The 14900-nt window shown below is 62.9% G+C and carries 9 protein-coding genes; 8 read left to right on the plus strand and 1 reads right to left on the minus strand.

Features of this window, described 5'->3' with window-relative positions; genetic code table 11:
• Positions 1-58 precede the first annotated feature (58 nt).
• From F8N66_RS05665 to pelG, 7 genes are read left to right on the plus strand one after another with little or no spacing between them, the layout of a single operon-like run.
• Positions 59-2869: a bifunctional glycoside hydrolase 114/ polysaccharide deacetylase family protein gene (locus F8N66_RS05665; RefSeq protein WP_150769270.1), complete on the plus strand. Its 2811-nt coding sequence runs from the start codon at positions 59-61 to the stop codon at positions 2867-2869.
• Entirely contained in the window at positions 2847-6473 is a 3627-nt protein-coding gene (locus tag F8N66_RS05670; protein ID WP_150769271.1) for a tetratricopeptide repeat protein, read from the plus strand. Before F8N66_RS05665 ends, F8N66_RS05670 begins: the two co-directional genes overlap by 23 nt.
• A 28-nt stretch (positions 6474-6501) precedes the next feature.
• A complete protein-coding gene (locus F8N66_RS05675) occupies positions 6502-7020 on the plus strand; it encodes a penicillin-binding protein activator LpoB (RefSeq protein WP_150769272.1) in 519 nt (172 codons plus the stop codon).
• Between the two features lie 5 nt (positions 7021-7025).
• Positions 7026-8390 (plus strand): PelD GGDEF domain-containing protein, encoded by a 1365-nt coding sequence (locus F8N66_RS05680; RefSeq protein WP_224790445.1) that lies wholly within the window; start codon positions 7026-7028, stop codon positions 8388-8390.
• Positions 8368-9357, plus strand: coding sequence for a HEAT repeat domain-containing protein (locus tag F8N66_RS05685; RefSeq protein WP_150769273.1), 990 nt, complete (start codon positions 8368-8370; stop codon positions 9355-9357). Before F8N66_RS05680 ends, F8N66_RS05685 begins: the two co-directional genes overlap by 23 nt.
• Entirely contained in the window at positions 9354-10868 is a 1515-nt protein-coding gene (gene pelF, locus F8N66_RS05690) for a GT4 family glycosyltransferase PelF (RefSeq protein ID WP_150769274.1), read from the plus strand. Before F8N66_RS05685 ends, pelF begins: the two co-directional genes overlap by 4 nt.
• Positions 10869-12239, plus strand: coding sequence for an exopolysaccharide Pel transporter PelG (pelG, locus tag F8N66_RS05695; protein ID WP_150769275.1), 1371 nt, complete (start codon positions 10869-10871; stop codon positions 12237-12239).
• A 134-nt stretch (positions 12240-12373) separates the two neighbouring features.
• Here pelG and F8N66_RS05700 read toward each other — a convergent pair whose 3' ends face one another.
• Positions 12374-13708: an MFS transporter gene (locus F8N66_RS05700; RefSeq protein ID WP_150769276.1), complete on the minus strand. Its 1335-nt coding sequence runs from the start codon at positions 13706-13708 to the stop codon at positions 12374-12376.
• Between the two features lie 215 nt (positions 13709-13923).
• Here F8N66_RS05700 and F8N66_RS05705 point away from each other — a divergent pair, with 215 nt between their 5' ends.
• Positions 13924-14889 carry an NAD(P)H-dependent flavin oxidoreductase gene (locus F8N66_RS05705; protein ID WP_150769277.1) on the plus strand — a complete coding sequence of 322 codons (966 nt, stop codon included), beginning with the start codon at positions 13924-13926 and terminating at the stop codon, positions 14887-14889.
• Positions 14890-14900 lie beyond the last annotated feature (11 nt).

A 14900-nucleotide genomic window follows, 5' to 3' on the forward strand; every position in this document is an offset into this window, starting at 1 on the left:
CGGCTGGTTTAACCGCCCGGGTGCAGTGGTATTGGTGCAGTCAATTCAAGAGTGAGTTATGGAAATCGTTTTTCGCAGGACGCGTGTCCGCTCGGTCGCCAAGCGACTGTTAGCCGCTCTGGCTTTGTGCGTGAGTGGGCCCGCCGTGCAGGCAGCCGCACTGACGCCACCTTCCAGCGTGACCTTCTGGTATGCCGACGAACCGCCCATTTCCGAGCTGGCGCAGTTCGATTGGGCGGTGGTCGAGCCCGGGAACATGGCGGCGGGCGATGTCAAAACCCTGCGCAAGCTGGGCGGCCAGCCGTTCGCTTACCTGTCGATCGGTGAGTTCAGTGGCAGCAAGGCCGAAATCGCCAAGGCAGGCCTGGCCAAAGGCGTCAGCCCAGTGCGCAATGACGCCTGGGACAGCCAGGTCATGGACCTCGCGTCGCCGGCCTGGCGTGAGCATTTGCTCGGCCGCGCCAAGGCGTTCCAGGCTGACGGTTATGCCGGACTGTTCCTCGACACCCTCGACAGCTTCCAGCTGTTGCCGCAAGGCGAGCGGGAAAAACAACGCCTGGCCCTCGCCAGTTTCCTGCGCGAACTGCACAAGAGCCAGCCGAACCTGAAGCTGTTTTTCAATCGCGGTTTCGAAGTGCTGCCGGAACTGGATGGCGTGGCCGCGGCGGTCGCCGTTGAATCGATCCACGCCGGCTGGGATCCCTCCGCCAAGCGTTATCGCCCGGTGCCCGAGGCCGATCGCCAGTGGCTGGAAACCCACTTGCAACCGTTGCGCGCCAAAGGCATCCCGCTGGTGGCGATCGACTATTTGCCGCCGGAGCGCCGTGAAGAAGCGCGCAAACTGGCGAAGCGTCTGCGCGAGGAAGGGTTCATTCCGTACATCGGCACGCCGGACCTGGATTCGATGGGCGTCAGCAACATCGAGATTCAGCCGCGGCGGATCGCCATGCTGTTCGACCCGCGCGAGGATGACCTGACCAGTAACCTGGGGCACATCGTGCTGGGCGGCCTGCTCGAATACCTCGGTTACCGGGTCGATTACCTGCCGGCCGACAAATTGCCCAATTACCAGTTCAGCGGCTTGTATGCCGGTATCGTGACCTGGATGACCTACGGCCCGCCGGCGGACAGCAAGGCGTTCAACGGCTGGCTCAACAAGCGCCTGGACGAAAACGTGCCACTGGTGTTTTTCGCCAGCCTGCCGATTGAAGATTCGGCCCTGCTCAAGCGCCTTGGCCTGAATCTGTCGGCGCCATTGGCGACCCAGGCGATGACGGTCAGCTATCAGGACAAGTCGCTGATCGGCGGCTTCGAAGGCCCCGTGCAGCCGAAAACCCGTGGCCTGTCGAACATCTCCGTGCTGCCGGACGGTCCCAAGCCTGTCTTGTCCCTGAACTCCGCGGACGGCCAGACCGTGACGCCGGTGGCGGTGGCCAAGTGGGGTGGCCTGGCCTTGACCCCTTACATCCTGGAAGAAAGCGACGAACGCAGGCGCTGGATCCTCGACCCCCTGGCGTACCTGCAAAAAGCCCTGCGCTTGCCGGCGCAGCCACGTCCGGACACCACCACGGAAAACGGCCGGCGGATCGCCACGGTGCACATCGATGGCGACGGTTTCCCCTCCCGCGCCGAAGTGCGCGGCACGCCCTATGCCGGCAAGGCGGTGCTCGACGATTTCATCAAGCCCAACCCGTTCCTGACCTCGGTGTCGATCATCGAGGGTGAGATTTCACCCCGTGGCGCGTTTCCGCACCTGGCGCGCGAGCTGGAGCCCATCGCGCGCGAGCTGTTCGCCAACCCCAAGGTCGAAGTCGCCACCCACACCTTCAGCCACCCGTTTTTCCTGATGCCGGAACTGGCGCGCAAACGCGAGGACTACAATCCGGAGTACGGCCAGAACATGAAGATTCCGGGCTACGACAAGATCGATTTCCGTCGTGAGGTGTTCGGCTCGCGGGACTACATCAACCAGCAGCTCACCACGCCGGAAAAACCGGTGAAGATGATTTTCTGGCCAGGCGATGCGCTGCCGTCGGAGGCCACCCTCAAGCTGGCCTACGAGGCCGGCCTGAAAAACGTCAATGGCGCCAAGACCATCCTGACCAAGAGCAACCCGTCGCTGACAGGCTTGAACCCGTTGTTGCGCCCCACCAGCGTCGGCCTGCAGTACTACGCGCCGGTCATCAACGAGAACGTCTACACCAACCTGTGGCACGGCCCCTACTACGGTTTTCGCGATGTCATCGACACCTTCGAGCTGACTGACAGCCCACGGCGCCTGCGCGGCATCCACCTCTACTACCACTTCTATTCAGCCACCAAGCAGGCCTCGATCAAGGCCATGGACGATATCTACGGCTACATGCGCGAGCAAAAGCCGATGTCGCTGTGGATGAGTGACTACATCGACCGCTTGCATGGCCTGTACCAGTCGAGCCTGGCGCGTACCGCCGAGGGGCACTGGCAGATTCGCGGCATGGACGCGTTGCGCACCGTGCGCCTGGACCCGCAAATGGGCTGGCCGGACCTGGTGCGTTCGCAAGGCATCGCCGGGGTTCGCGATTTGCCGCAAGGGCGCTACGTGCACCTGAGCAGCGATCACGCCTTGCTGGTGTTGCGTACTGACCGGGATGACCGACCGGCGCTGGAGGAAGCCAACCTGCCGTTGCTGGACTGGCGGTATCTGGATGACCGGCGCGTGAGCTTTGCGTTTGCCGGGCAGGTCGACCTGACCTTCTCGGTGCGCTCGTCGAGCGCCTGTCGGGTCGAAGTGGATGGACAGCGCTTTGCAGGCAAGGCGTCTGCCGGCCTGTGGACTTTTCAATTACCAATGAAGCAGGTGAGTAATGGTCAGCTCCTCTGCAACTAAAAACAGCCGCCTGCTCAATCCATGGGCACTGGCGGTGGTGGCGGTTGCCGTGGGAGGTCTGCTGTGGGCGACCTTCCAGCGTGAAGAAGTATTCCAGCCCGATGGCCGCGAGCCGGATGCGGTGTCGGCCAACTATGCCGAACTGCTGCTGACCGCCCACCCGGAAGACGATCACCTGCGCGTGCAGCTGATCGAGCTGTTGATCCGCCTTGGCGACTACGCCAAGGCGCGTCAGCACGTGGAGAACTGGCCCACGCCGGTGCTGGATCTGCAGGCGTATTACCGGCTGGAGCTGGATGCGCTGGAAGCGTCGCGCAGCGGTGACTTGATCGCCCAGCAAGCCTTGATCGAACGCCTGAAAGCCTTCGATCACAGCAAGCTGCCATTGCCGCAGTTGCAGAGCCTGGCCAGGCTGGCGCTGACCTTGCAGTCCCCGGCCTACGCGGCCGGCGTTTTCGAAGAAATCGCTGCCCGCGACCCCAAGCAGCGCACCGATGCGCTCAAGTCTGCCGCCAAGTGGTACCTGGCGGGGGAGAACCCGGCACGGGCGGCGCAAATCTACCTGGAGTTGAGAAACGACACCGACCAGGCGGCCGAGCGGCGTGAATATGCGCAGCTGGCGTACAACAGCCTGCTGGCTTCCGGGCAGGGTGATCAGGCGGTGCAGGTGCTCGCTGATGAAATCGATCTGCTGGTCAATCCGCAGACCGATGTGGCCTGGGTGGAGCAGGGTGTCGATGTGGCGGTCGCGAGCAAGCGCTTCGATCTGGCCCAGCGTTTCCTGCAACAGTGGCGCGTCCTGGAACCGGACAATCCGCAAATCCTGGAAAAGGATTTTCGCATGCGCCTGGCCCTGGGCGATCTGGAAGGCGCCTGGCTGGATGGGCAGCAATTGCTGCTCGATCATCCAGAAGATCAGCCCTTGCTGGAGCAAATGGCCCACCTTGGCGAATGGCGTGGCGACAACGAAGCCGCGCTGGATCACTGGATTCGCTTGCTGAAATTGCGCGAAGACCCGCAAATCCGCGAGCACTCATGGCGTCTGGCAAGCCAGCAATTCGACTTCGACCGCTCGATTCCGCTGCTCGCGGAGATCATGAACCTGCGCGCGCTGACCGACATCGAACTGGATGCACTGGTCTATGGCCATGAGTCACGGGGCACCCCGGACCAGGCCGAAACCTGGTTGCGCAACTACGTGCACAAGTACCCCGGCCATCGCCTGGCCTGGACGCGCCTGTTGCAGAATCTCGAAAACACCGGGCAGTTCGCGTCAAAGGCCAAGGCCTACGGGGACTATTCGAAACGCTTTGCGCTGACCACCCACGAGCGCGTCGATTGGGCCGACACCTACCTCAAGTTGTACGACAGCCCTTCTGCCTGGAAGGTCATGCAGGTCGACACGCGCAAGATCGACGATCCGAACTACTGGCGCGCCCGGGCTTCTTTGGCCTGGAACCTGGAACTGGACGATGAGCTGCAGCTTGCCCTGGAGAAGGTGCTGGCGCTCAAGGGTTCGCTCAGCCGGGGCGACGAGAGTCAGCTGATCACCATCTATCGCACCACCGATCCGCAGCGCGCGTTGACCATGATGGTGGGTGTCTGGGAGCGTACCCATAACCCGGACCGTCTGGTCGAAGCGTTGCAGCAAGCCCAGCAAATGCAGGATTGGCCGCAGATGATCGCCTTGCTCAAGGATGCCGAGCAGTATCCGCAGGCCTACGATCAGTCCCAGGTCCTGGCGGCGCGGGGTGCGCTGGCGGTGCAACAAGGACAGCCCGAGGAAGCCAGGCGCCTGTACCTTCAAGGCCTGTCGCAGTACCCCGATGACAACCTGTTCCGCGAGCGCCTGATGTGGCTCTACGTCGACACCGGCAACGTCAGCGAACTCAAGCCGTTGTTGAGCAAATGGAAGTCGCAGGCACGCAACGACCGGATCCTCTGGTTGCCGTTCGCCAGCGCCAGCCAGTTGGTCGGTCGCAACACCGAGGCCCTGGCCTGGTACCGCACCTACCTCAAAAGCGCCCCGAACGACTGGCTGGTGCAGGCGGCCTACGCCGATGCGCTGGACAGCGCCGGTTATGAAGATGCCGCCCAGCGTCTGCGCCTGAAGCTGTTGCGCAGCCCTGAAGGTGAAAACATTCAGCCGTCGTCCCAGCGCTTCGTGATCTGGTTGCGCCTGATGGCCAGCAGTTACTCGCCGCGCAAGGCGCAGCAGGAAGCCCTGAAGTGGCAGGACGGTTCGCCGGCAATGCTGCAACTGTGGTTCGAGCGCCTGTTGGCGCGTCTCGATGACACGAACCAGGAAGCGCAAAAGGACGACTGGCTGGCCTGGGCGCGCAGCCAGGGCCTGAAGGTCGAGCGTTACGAGCAAATTCAACAGGCCCTGCGCAGCCGCAACAAGGCCCACGTCGAAACGTTGCTGGCCAGCAATGATCTGAACGCGGCGCAACGGGTGCAAGCCCTTACGCGTTTGGGGCGCCTCGATGAAGCGCTCGCCATCAGCTCGTCGGAACTGGGTGACGAGCAACCGGAAGCGGTGCGCAATCAGCTGCGCCGCCAGGCGGTGGAGATTCAGGAACGCACGCCGCAAGGTGCGCAGTTGTCGTGGCACGAACAGGATTTCGGCGGTATCGAGATCAAGGGCCCGCGCCTGGAAATTGCCCACAACCTGGGCAATCAGTGGTACGCCGATCTCCAGCTGGAGCAGGGCGATTACAGCGGCGACGACATCGAATCCTCGAGAGTCGGCGAAGAGCACAACGCGACCCTGACCCTTCAGCGCGCCGTGGAGAACGGCAGCTACAAGCTGTTCGCCGACACCAGCCAGCGCAGCGACGACGACCGTAATGGCCTGGGTCTTTCCCGGACCTGGCAGTTGGGCGTGAGCGATGAACTGGAAACCGGCGTCGACTGGCACCGCAAGAGCGAAGACAGTGGCTTGATGCGCGCGTTCGGCCAGCAGGATCGCGTGTACCTGGGCGGCCGTCATAGCCTGACCGCTCGCGACCAGTTCAGCTGGGAAGTCGCGCAACGCTCGTTCTCCACCCGGGACGGCGACGACCTGGGCGACGGCCATGCTCTGAAAATGGAGTTCAACCACACCCTGGAATTCGCCGGTCCCAACTGGACCGTGCGCAGCGGTGTCGATTACCAGAAGAACCGGGTCAAGGACAAAACGCTGAACGACCTGTCCAGCAACTTTGGCGGCCCGATCATCTCGGAGGCACCGCCGCTTCCGTTCGTCGACCCTGACACCGGTGTGGCCGAGCCGATCAACCCGCTGGACATCCCGACCGTTTCGGCCGATGACCTGCTGCAAAGCCGCTACGGCCAACTGTATGTCGGCAGTTCCTGGCGTCGCGGCTTGCCGGGGGCGCTGGTACGCACGCGTCCGCAATACACGTGGCTGGTGGACCTGACGGCGGGCTGGCAATGGACGGATCAAACCTTTAACTACGGCATCAATACCGGGATCGGCGTTGAAGTGCTGGGCGATGACGAACTGGCCTTCACCTTCGGCTACCAATCCGCGCCACAAGGCGGGGACGGCAAGGCCGGTGGAACACTGGGTGTGAGCTACGGCGTGCGTTTCGGACGCTGATCATGGAATTTCTACGGGAGAACAACGTATGCAAGCAATTCGTAATCTGAGCCTGGCGCTGGCGGTCCTGTTCGTCGCCGGCTGCACCAGCTTCACCAACGACGCCAGCCCGAACCTGCCGCGCAGCGCGCAATGGGGCGTCGTGCCGATGGTCAACTATTCGCAGACGCCGCAGGCCGGTGAGCGCAGCGAGCAGATCCTGCTCAGCGTGCTCAGCAGCCACGGTCTGAAACCACGGGTCTACCCGGCCAGCGCCCAGGGCGAACAAGCGCTGATGGACGACAACGAGCGTCTGGCTGGCGCCCTCGACTGGGCCCGCCAGCAAAAACTCGATTACGTGGTCTCCGGCAGCGTCGAAGAGTGGCAGTACAAGAACGGTCTGGACGGCGAACCGGCGGTGGGCATCAGCCTGCGGGTACTCGATGCCAGCAACGGTCAAGTGCTCTGGAGCAAAAGCGGCGCACGCGCCGGCTGGTCCCGTGAAAGCCTGGCGGGCACTGCGCAAAAAGTGCTCGACACACTTGTTGGCGCCCTTCGGTTCGAGTGATCGCAATGAATTCTCCACACATGGATTACAGCCTGGCGCCTCGCGCCAGCGGCCCGGTGTCTTGGCTGGAAACGTTCCTGGTGACCGGCCTGGCCATCCTCCTCGGCCTGTGGTTGACCCCGGAAGACCCGATGCAGATGCACGGCGGTTTCCCGTGGCCGATTCTGGCGCCGCTGCTGTTGGGTGTGCGTTACGGATTTGTCCGCGGCCTGCTCAGCGCCGCTCTGTTGGTGGCGGCGGTCTTCGTCCTGCGCTACATCGGCCATGCCGGCTACGAGCAGCTTGAGCCGTCGTGGATTGTCGGCGTGCTGGTCTGCGGGATGCTGGTGGGTGAGGTGCGCGATCTGTGGGAGCGACGCCTGGAGCGTCTGCAGATGGCCAACGATTACCGTCAGTATCGTCTCGATGAATTCACCCGGGCGCATCAGATACTGCGCGTCTCCCACGACCTGCTGGAGCAGCGCGTGGCGGGCAGCGACCAAAGCCTGCGCAGCTCGTTGCTGGGGCTGCGGGAAAAACTGCGGGTGATGCCGGAGGAAGGCGATGCGCTGAGCGCCTTGGCCGACCCGATCGTGGCGGTGCTGGGGCAATACGGCGCGCTGCGGGTGGCCGGCCTGTACCGGGTGGACGAACGGGGTACGCGGGTGTTGCCCGCGCCGCTGGCCACCATTGGCGTCATGGGTTCGCTGGACACCGATGACGGCCTGGTCAAGCTGTGCCTGGAGCGCGGCGAGCTGGTGAGCGTGCGCCAGGAACTGCTCGAAGCCGGCACCTCGGCGCAGTTCTCGTCGTTGCAGGCCTGCATTCCGCTGATCGATGCCGACGGGCGCCTGCTGGCGGTACTGGCGGTGCGGCAGATGCCGTTCTTCGCCTTCCAGGATCGCACCTTGAGCCTGCTGGCGTTGTTGGCCGGGCACATCGCCGACCTGCTGCTGCATGACGGGCAAGTGCTGCACCTGCAAGATTCGGATGCGCAGAACTTCACCCTGCAACTCAAGCGTTCGGTGGTGGACGTTGAGAAGCACAAGTTGTCGGCCGGCCTGTTCGCCTTCGAAATGACCCGTCCGAATGAAGAGCTGACGCGCCTGCTGGAACGCAGTCAGCGCGGCCTGGACTTGCACTTGCCGCTGCGCAACAACCGCGACCATCAGCTGTTGCTGGTGCTCCTGCCGTTGACCAGCCCGCAAGGCACCGAAGGTTACCTGGCGCGAATCAACCTGATGCTGCACGAACACTTTGGCATTGAAAGCGACATGGACAGCCTGGGTGTGCGGGTCATGCCTTTCAACCTGGAGCCTGGTGAACACAACGGGCTGCGTAACTTCCTGTTCAACGAGTGTGGTCTGAATGATCAGCAAGTGGCTGTTTAGCGGAGCCTTGTTGTTAGAGGCGGGCAGTTGGACCAGCTTATGGACCGACTTGCCCGAGGCGCACCAATTACTGGTGTTCACCCTCAGTCATGGACTGGCCTGCGCGATGTTGTGCGGGGCGGTCTGGCTGCTGTTGCCGGCGCGTTACCGCTCGCCGTTGCCGTGGAGCCCGCTGTTCATTTTCAGCCTGGCGTTCTTCGTGCCGGTGCTCGGTACGGTGGGCGTGGTCGCGGCGATCTTCCCGGCGCTGTACCTGCCCCGCAAGCGCGACAAGCAGGTCTGGCAAGCGGTCGGCATCCCCGACCTGCCTTATCGGGCGCAGTTGCACGCACGTTCGCCGATCTTCGCCGATGGCGGCTTGCAAGACGTGCTGCGTCATGCCCCCGATCCGGATCAGCGCCTGGCCGCGTTGCTGGCCACCCGGCGCATGCCCGGCAAGGAAGCGGTGCCGATCCTCAAACTGGCGCTGGGCGACCCGAGCGATGACGTGCGGCTGCTGGCGTACTCGATGCTCGATAAACAGGAGAGTGACATCAACCTGCGCATCCAGATCGCCCTCGGTCAGTTGAACGGCCCCACGACCAAGGCCACCGGCAAGCTGCACGGCACGCTGGCGCGCTGGTATTGGGAGCTGGCGTATCTGGGCCTGGCGCAGGGCAGCGTGCTCGAACACGTGCTCAATCAAGCCAACGAACATGCCGAGCAAGGCCTTCAGGCCGGCGAGGGCGGCGAACTGTTCCTGCTGGCCGGGCGTATCGCCCTGGAGCGCGGTGACGTCCATCGCGCCGAATTGTTGCTGACCAAGGCCCAGGAAGACGGCATGGGCGCGGCGCAGATCCTGCCGTTCCACGCCGAGCTGGCCTTCGAGGCCGGTCGTTACCACGAAATTCCGGGGCTGCTCACTCGCCTCCCCGAAAAAACCCGCCAGCGACCTCCCTTCGCTGATCTGGTGAGGAGCTGGACATGAGTCACAAGGAAGAGGCGCCGATGGCCGACATCTGCCTGCTGCTCGAAGGCACCTGGCCTTATGTGCGCGGCGGTGTGTCGAGCTGGATCCACCAGATGATCCTCGGCCTGCCGGAATTGACCTTCTCGGTGATGTTCATCGGTGGACAGCGCTCGGCCTATGGCGAGCGTCGCTACCAGGTTCCGGCGAACGTGTTGCACATCGAAGAAGTCTTTCTCGAAGACGCGACCCATCCGACCGACACCCGGGGCACGCCACGGGAAGCCGATTTGCAGCAGCTTCAGGATTTGTACCGCTTCCTGCATCACCCGGACGCGCCGGAACCTGCGCTGGGTGAAAGCCTGCTCGCCTGCATCGCCGAAGGCCGCATGACCCTGGACGACGTGCTGCGCAGCCGCGCCAGCTGGGAAGCGTTGAGCGAAGGCTATCGCCTGCATTGCGCCGACCCCTCGTTCATCAACTATTTCTGGACCCTGCGCTCGATGCAGTCGCCGATGCTGATGCTCGCCGAAGCGTCGTTGCGGATGCCTCGGGCGCGGGTGCTGCATTCGATTTCCACCGGTTACGCCGGGCTCCTGGGCTGCATCCTCAAGCAGCGCTGGAAGTGCACCTACCTGCTCAGCGAGCACGGGATCTACACCAAGGAACGCAAGATCGACCTGGCCCAGGCCAGCTGGATCGCCGAGAGTTCCGGCGAGGCCTTGAACCGCAGCCTCGACGCCGGTTCGGGTTATATCCGTACCTTGTGGGTGCGTTTCTTCGAGCGCATCGGCCAGCTGACGTACAACAGCGCCGACAGCATCATTTCGCTGTATGACGGTAACCGCCAGCGGCAAATCAAGGACGGTGCCGATCCGGTCCGTACCCGGGTCATTCCCAACGGCATCGACCTGCCACAGTGGACCGCGGCGCTGGAATCGCGCGCGCCCGGCATCGCGCCGGTGGTGGGCCTGATCGGCCGCGTGGTGCCGATCAAGGACGTAAAGACCTTTCTGCGGGCGATGCGCGGCGTGATCAGCGCCATGCCCCAGGCCGAAGGCTGGATCGTCGGGCCCGAAGAAGAAGACCCGGAATACGTCAGCGAATGCCGCAGCCTGATGGCCAGCCTGGGGCTGGAGGGCAAGGTGCATTTCCTTGGCTTCCAGCGTATCCAGGAAATCCTGCCGCAACTGGGCCTGATGGTGCTGACCTCGATCAGCGAGGCGCAACCGCTGGTGATTCTCGAAGCCTGGGCCGCCGGCACGCCGGTGGTCAGCAGTGACGTGGGCTCGTGCCGCGAGCTGATCGAAGGCGGCAGCGCCGAAGACCGCGACCTGGGCCTTGCCGGCAAAGTGGTGGCGATTGCCGATCCACAAGCCACCAGCGTGGCGATCCTCGAACTGTTGCGCAGCCCGTCGCGCTGGCAGGCCGCGCAGGCCAGCGGCTTGCTGCGGGTCACCCGTTACTACACCGAAGCCTTGATGCTGCAGCGTTATCGCGACTTGTATCAAGCCGCCATGGAGAACAGTTAAATGGCCGGTATTGGCTTCGAACTACGCAAGATCCTGTCGCGCGATTCCTACACCGCGACCTTGCACGCTTATGTCTATGCCGGCCTGATCAGCTCCGGCCCCTGGGTGTTGTCGATCATCAGCGTGATGCTGGTGGGTATCATCAGCCTGAGCCGTGTCGTGCCCAATACCCTGGTCGGGCAGTTTCTGGTGACAGTGACCTACCTGATGGCCAGTTCGCTGATCCTCACCGGCGGCTTGCAGCTGTTCTTCACCCGCTTCGTGTCTGATCGCCTGTTCGAACAAAAGTACGAGCAGATCCTGCCCAACCTGCTGGGTGTGTTGTTGATCATCACCGTCGGTGCCGGGGTGCTGGGCATCGTCGTGCTGAGCCTGTTGTTCGATCAGTCGCTGATCTACCGATTGCTGGTGCTGTCCAACTTCGTGGTGTTGTGCAACCTGTGGATGGTGATCATCTTCCTCTCGGGGATGAAGGCCTATAACCGCATCCTGCTGGTGATGCTGGTGGGCTACTCGCTGATGGTGGTCAGCGCCTACCTGCTGGCTTTCCTGGCGATACCGGGCCTGTTGCTGGCGTTGTTGATCGGGCACACCACGCTGTTGTTCCTGTTTCTCTACGACATCCTGCGCGAGTACCGCGCCGAGAAGCTGATCGCCTTCGACTTCCTCCAGCGCCGCCAGGTGTTCGTCAGCCTGCTGGCCACCGGGCTGTTCTACAACCTGGGCATCTGGATCGACAAGTTCCTGTTCTGGTTCAACCCCGGCACGTCGAACATCGTCATCGGTCCGCTGCGGGCGTCGATCCTGTACGACTTGCCGATCTTCCTCGCGTACCTGGCGATCATTCCCGGCATGGCGGTGTTCCTGGTGCGCATCGAAACCGATTTTGCCGAATGGTATGACCGGCTGTTCCGGGCGATCCGCGAGGGTGAAACCCTGCAGCACATCAGTTCGCTGAAAACCGAAATGACCTTGTCGATCCGTCAGGGCCTGCTGGAAATCTGTAAGGTGCAGGGGCTGACCGTGGTGCTGCTGTTCCTGTTCGCCCCCCGTTTGCTGGACTGGCTGGGGATCTCCAGTTACTACCTGCCGCTGTTCTACATCGACCTGATCGGGGTGAGCATCCAGGTGGTGTTCATGGCGCTGCTCAACGTGTTCTTCTACCTGGACAAGCGCACCGTGGTGCTGGAGTTGTGCGTGCTGTTCGCCGTGTTGAACGCCACCCTGACCTTGCTCAGCATGTACCTGGGCCCGAGCTTCTTCGGCTATGGCTTCACGCTGTCGTTGCTGATCTGCGTGTTGCTGGGGCTGCACCGTTTGACCACGGCGCTGGAAGACCTCGAGTACGACACTTTCATGTTGTCGCGCTGACCCCCAGGCGGTACCTGCAAAGGCACTGGCGTCTCGCGCCGGTGCCTTTGCAGTTCGGGAACGCGTAAACCCGGATGCCCAGTGGTGCTTTCGAGTTCTTCGCGAGCGTGCTCGCTCCTACACAGGGCATTGCGTCAAACCGTGGGGTTCTCCTGGGTCGCGGGTTGCAGTTCCGCCCGCTGGCTGCGCCTGAACAGCAACAACATGATGACCCCGCCCATGGCCACGATGGCGGCCGCTACGCGCAGGGCCATTCCCAGGTCACCGGTGGCGGTGGTGATGTAACCCAGCAGCGAAGGCCCGATGGCGCCGCCCAGTGCGCCAATGCTGCTGACGATGGCGATCCCCGCTGCGGCGGCGCGACGGGAGAGGACTTCTGGCGGAATCGACCAAAACACCGACAAGCTCGCGAAATGCCCGGCCGAGGCGATGCTCAGCAGCAGGATCGACAGCACCGGGTTACCTTCGGCATTGCGCAGCAAGGCCAGGCTCAGGGCCGCCGCGAACAACGGCAGCGCATAGTGCCAGCGACGCTCGCGGGAACGGTCGGAATGGCGTCCCACCCAAAGCATCGCCACGATGCCCACCAGGGCCGGGATGGCGGCCAGGAAACCGACATGCATCACGTCGCTGATACCGCTGTTATGAATGATCGTCGGCGAGAAAAAGGCGATGGTATTGGCCAGCACATAGCTGCACAGCGAGATCAACCCCAGCACCAGGAGCTTGGGTTCCTTCAGGGCCAGGCGCAGGGAGCTTTCATGGCCTGATGGCGCGTGAGCTTGCTGCTCGACCTGCAAATCCTGCTCGACTTGCTGTTTTTCCTTGTCGCTGAGCCATTTGGCATTCGCCGGCCGGTCATCCAGCCAGACGAATGCAACCACTCCCAGGATCATCGCTGGCAGGCCTTCGAGCAGAAACATCCACTGCCAGCCCTTGAGCCCCAGGTACCCGGAAAAGTAACTCATGATCCAGCCCGACAGCGGCGAGCCGATGAGCCCGGCAATGGGCACGCCGACAAAAAACAGCGACGTGATGCGTCCGCGCCGGCTGGCCGGATACCAATAGGAGAGGTACAGAATGATGCCCGGGAAGAAGCCGGCTTCGGCCACGCCCAGCATCACCCGCAACACATAAAACTGCCAGGGTGTCTGCACGAACATGGTCAGTGTCGATACCAGCCCCCACAGCAGCATGATCCTGAGCAGCGTCTTGCGCGCACCAATGCGGGCCAGCAGCAGATTGCTCGGCACCTCGAACAGCAGGAAGCCGACGAAAAACAAGCCGGCGCCCAGGCCGTAGACGGCCGCGCTGAACCCCAGGTCGTTACTGAACTGCAGCTTGGCAATGCCAATGTTGACCCGGTCGATGTAGTTGACGATGTAGCACAGCAACAGCAGCGGCATGATCCGCAAGGTTATTCGTCGATACACCGCAGAATCATTGCCCAGGGATGTGGAAGGTTGCATGGGAACTCCTGTCTTGTTTTTGTTGGAGGCTGCTGATCCTGGACAGAGGCCCGCAGAGGCCAGGCTGGCCTGGTGAGTCCGTCCGTCACACAGCGTGCGAGTCAATACGCTTACACGTGCTGCCTGCGATTTGCAGGGTCGGCATGTGATTGACAAGGTCAACTATGTAGTTGATATTGTCAACGTAAATAAACACCCATGACGAGGCGTGACCTATGTCGTTGAACACCCCTTTGACCCGCCTGCTCGGCATCCAGTACCCCATCATACAAGCGGGCATGAGTTGGGCCTCCAGCTGTGCCGCATTGCCTGCGGCAGTCTCCAATGCCGGTGGTCTTGGGGTGATTGCCGCCGGCCCCATGCGCCTTGAAGACCTGGCGCAGACCCTCGCCGAGATCAAGACGCTCACCGACAAACCCTACGCCGTCAATATCCCGCTGTACCGCAAAGGCGCCGAGGACATACTCGACCTTCTGGAGCGCGAACGCGTGCCGGTGATCATTGCCAGCCAGGGCTCGCCGAGGCCGCACCTGGAGCGCTTTCATCGCTATGGCGCGACCTGGTTGCACGTCGTCGCCTTTGTCGAGCATGCCCGCAAGGCAGCGGCGGCCGGTGTCGATGCGCTGGTGGTGGTCGGTTGCGAGGCCGGCGGTCACCCGCCCGCCAATGAGGTGAGCACGCTGGTCAATGTGCGCAGTGTGCTACAGCACGTCGATTGCCCGGTGGTGGCGGGCGGAGGCGTCGCCGACGGTTACGCCATCGCCGCTTTGCTGGCGCTGGGCGCGGACGCGGTGCAGCTGGGCACACGCTTCATTCTCAGTGACGAGGCGCGCCTGCACCCGGAGTACAAGCGCAAAGTGCTTGAGGCCGGCATCGACGACACCCTGCTGGTGGGGCGCGGCAAGCTGCCGGTGCGCAGCGTTCGCAATGCATTCACCGACCGGGTGCTGGCCGCCGAGCGCGACGGCCAGGCCATCAACGATCCGGCGGCGTATGAAGCGCTGCTGGCCTCGGCCACCCTCAAGCAAGCCAGCCTTGAGGGCGACACGGCCAATGGCAAGGTCGAGGCCGGCCAGTGCGCCGGACTGATCAACGATATTCAACCCGCCGCCAGCATCATGGCGACGCTGGTGCAGGAAACAGAGCGGGCACTCAAGCGTCTTCGCGACATGCAGTCTTGATAGGAGAACAA

The organism is Pseudomonas fluorescens, from assembly GCF_902498195.1.
Classification (GTDB): Bacteria; Pseudomonadota; Gammaproteobacteria; order Pseudomonadales; family Pseudomonadaceae; genus Aquipseudomonas; species Aquipseudomonas fluorescens_BU.

Coding starts and splice junctions, on each gene's coding strand:
- F8N66_RS05665 (WP_150769270.1), top strand. CDS start 59: ATGGAAATCGTTTTTCGCAGGACGCGTGTCCGCTCGGTCGCCAAGCGA.
- F8N66_RS05670 (WP_150769271.1), top strand. CDS start 2,847: ATGGTCAGCTCCTCTGCAACTAAAAACAGCCGCCTGCTCAATCCATGG.
- F8N66_RS05675 (WP_150769272.1), top strand. CDS start 6,502: ATGCAAGCAATTCGTAATCTGAGCCTGGCGCTGGCGGTCCTGTTCGTC.
- F8N66_RS05680 (WP_224790445.1), top strand. CDS start 7,026: ATGAATTCTCCACACATGGATTACAGCCTGGCGCCTCGCGCCAGCGGC.
- F8N66_RS05685 (WP_150769273.1), top strand. CDS start 8,368: ATGATCAGCAAGTGGCTGTTTAGCGGAGCCTTGTTGTTAGAGGCGGGC.
- pelF (WP_150769274.1), top strand. CDS start 9,354: ATGAGTCACAAGGAAGAGGCGCCGATGGCCGACATCTGCCTGCTGCTC.
- pelG (WP_150769275.1), top strand. CDS start 10,869: ATGGCCGGTATTGGCTTCGAACTACGCAAGATCCTGTCGCGCGATTCC.
- F8N66_RS05700 (WP_150769276.1), bottom strand. CDS start 13,708: ATGCAACCTTCCACATCCCTGGGCAATGATTCTGCGGTGTATCGACGA.
- F8N66_RS05705 (WP_150769277.1), top strand. CDS start 13,924: ATGTCGTTGAACACCCCTTTGACCCGCCTGCTCGGCATCCAGTACCCC.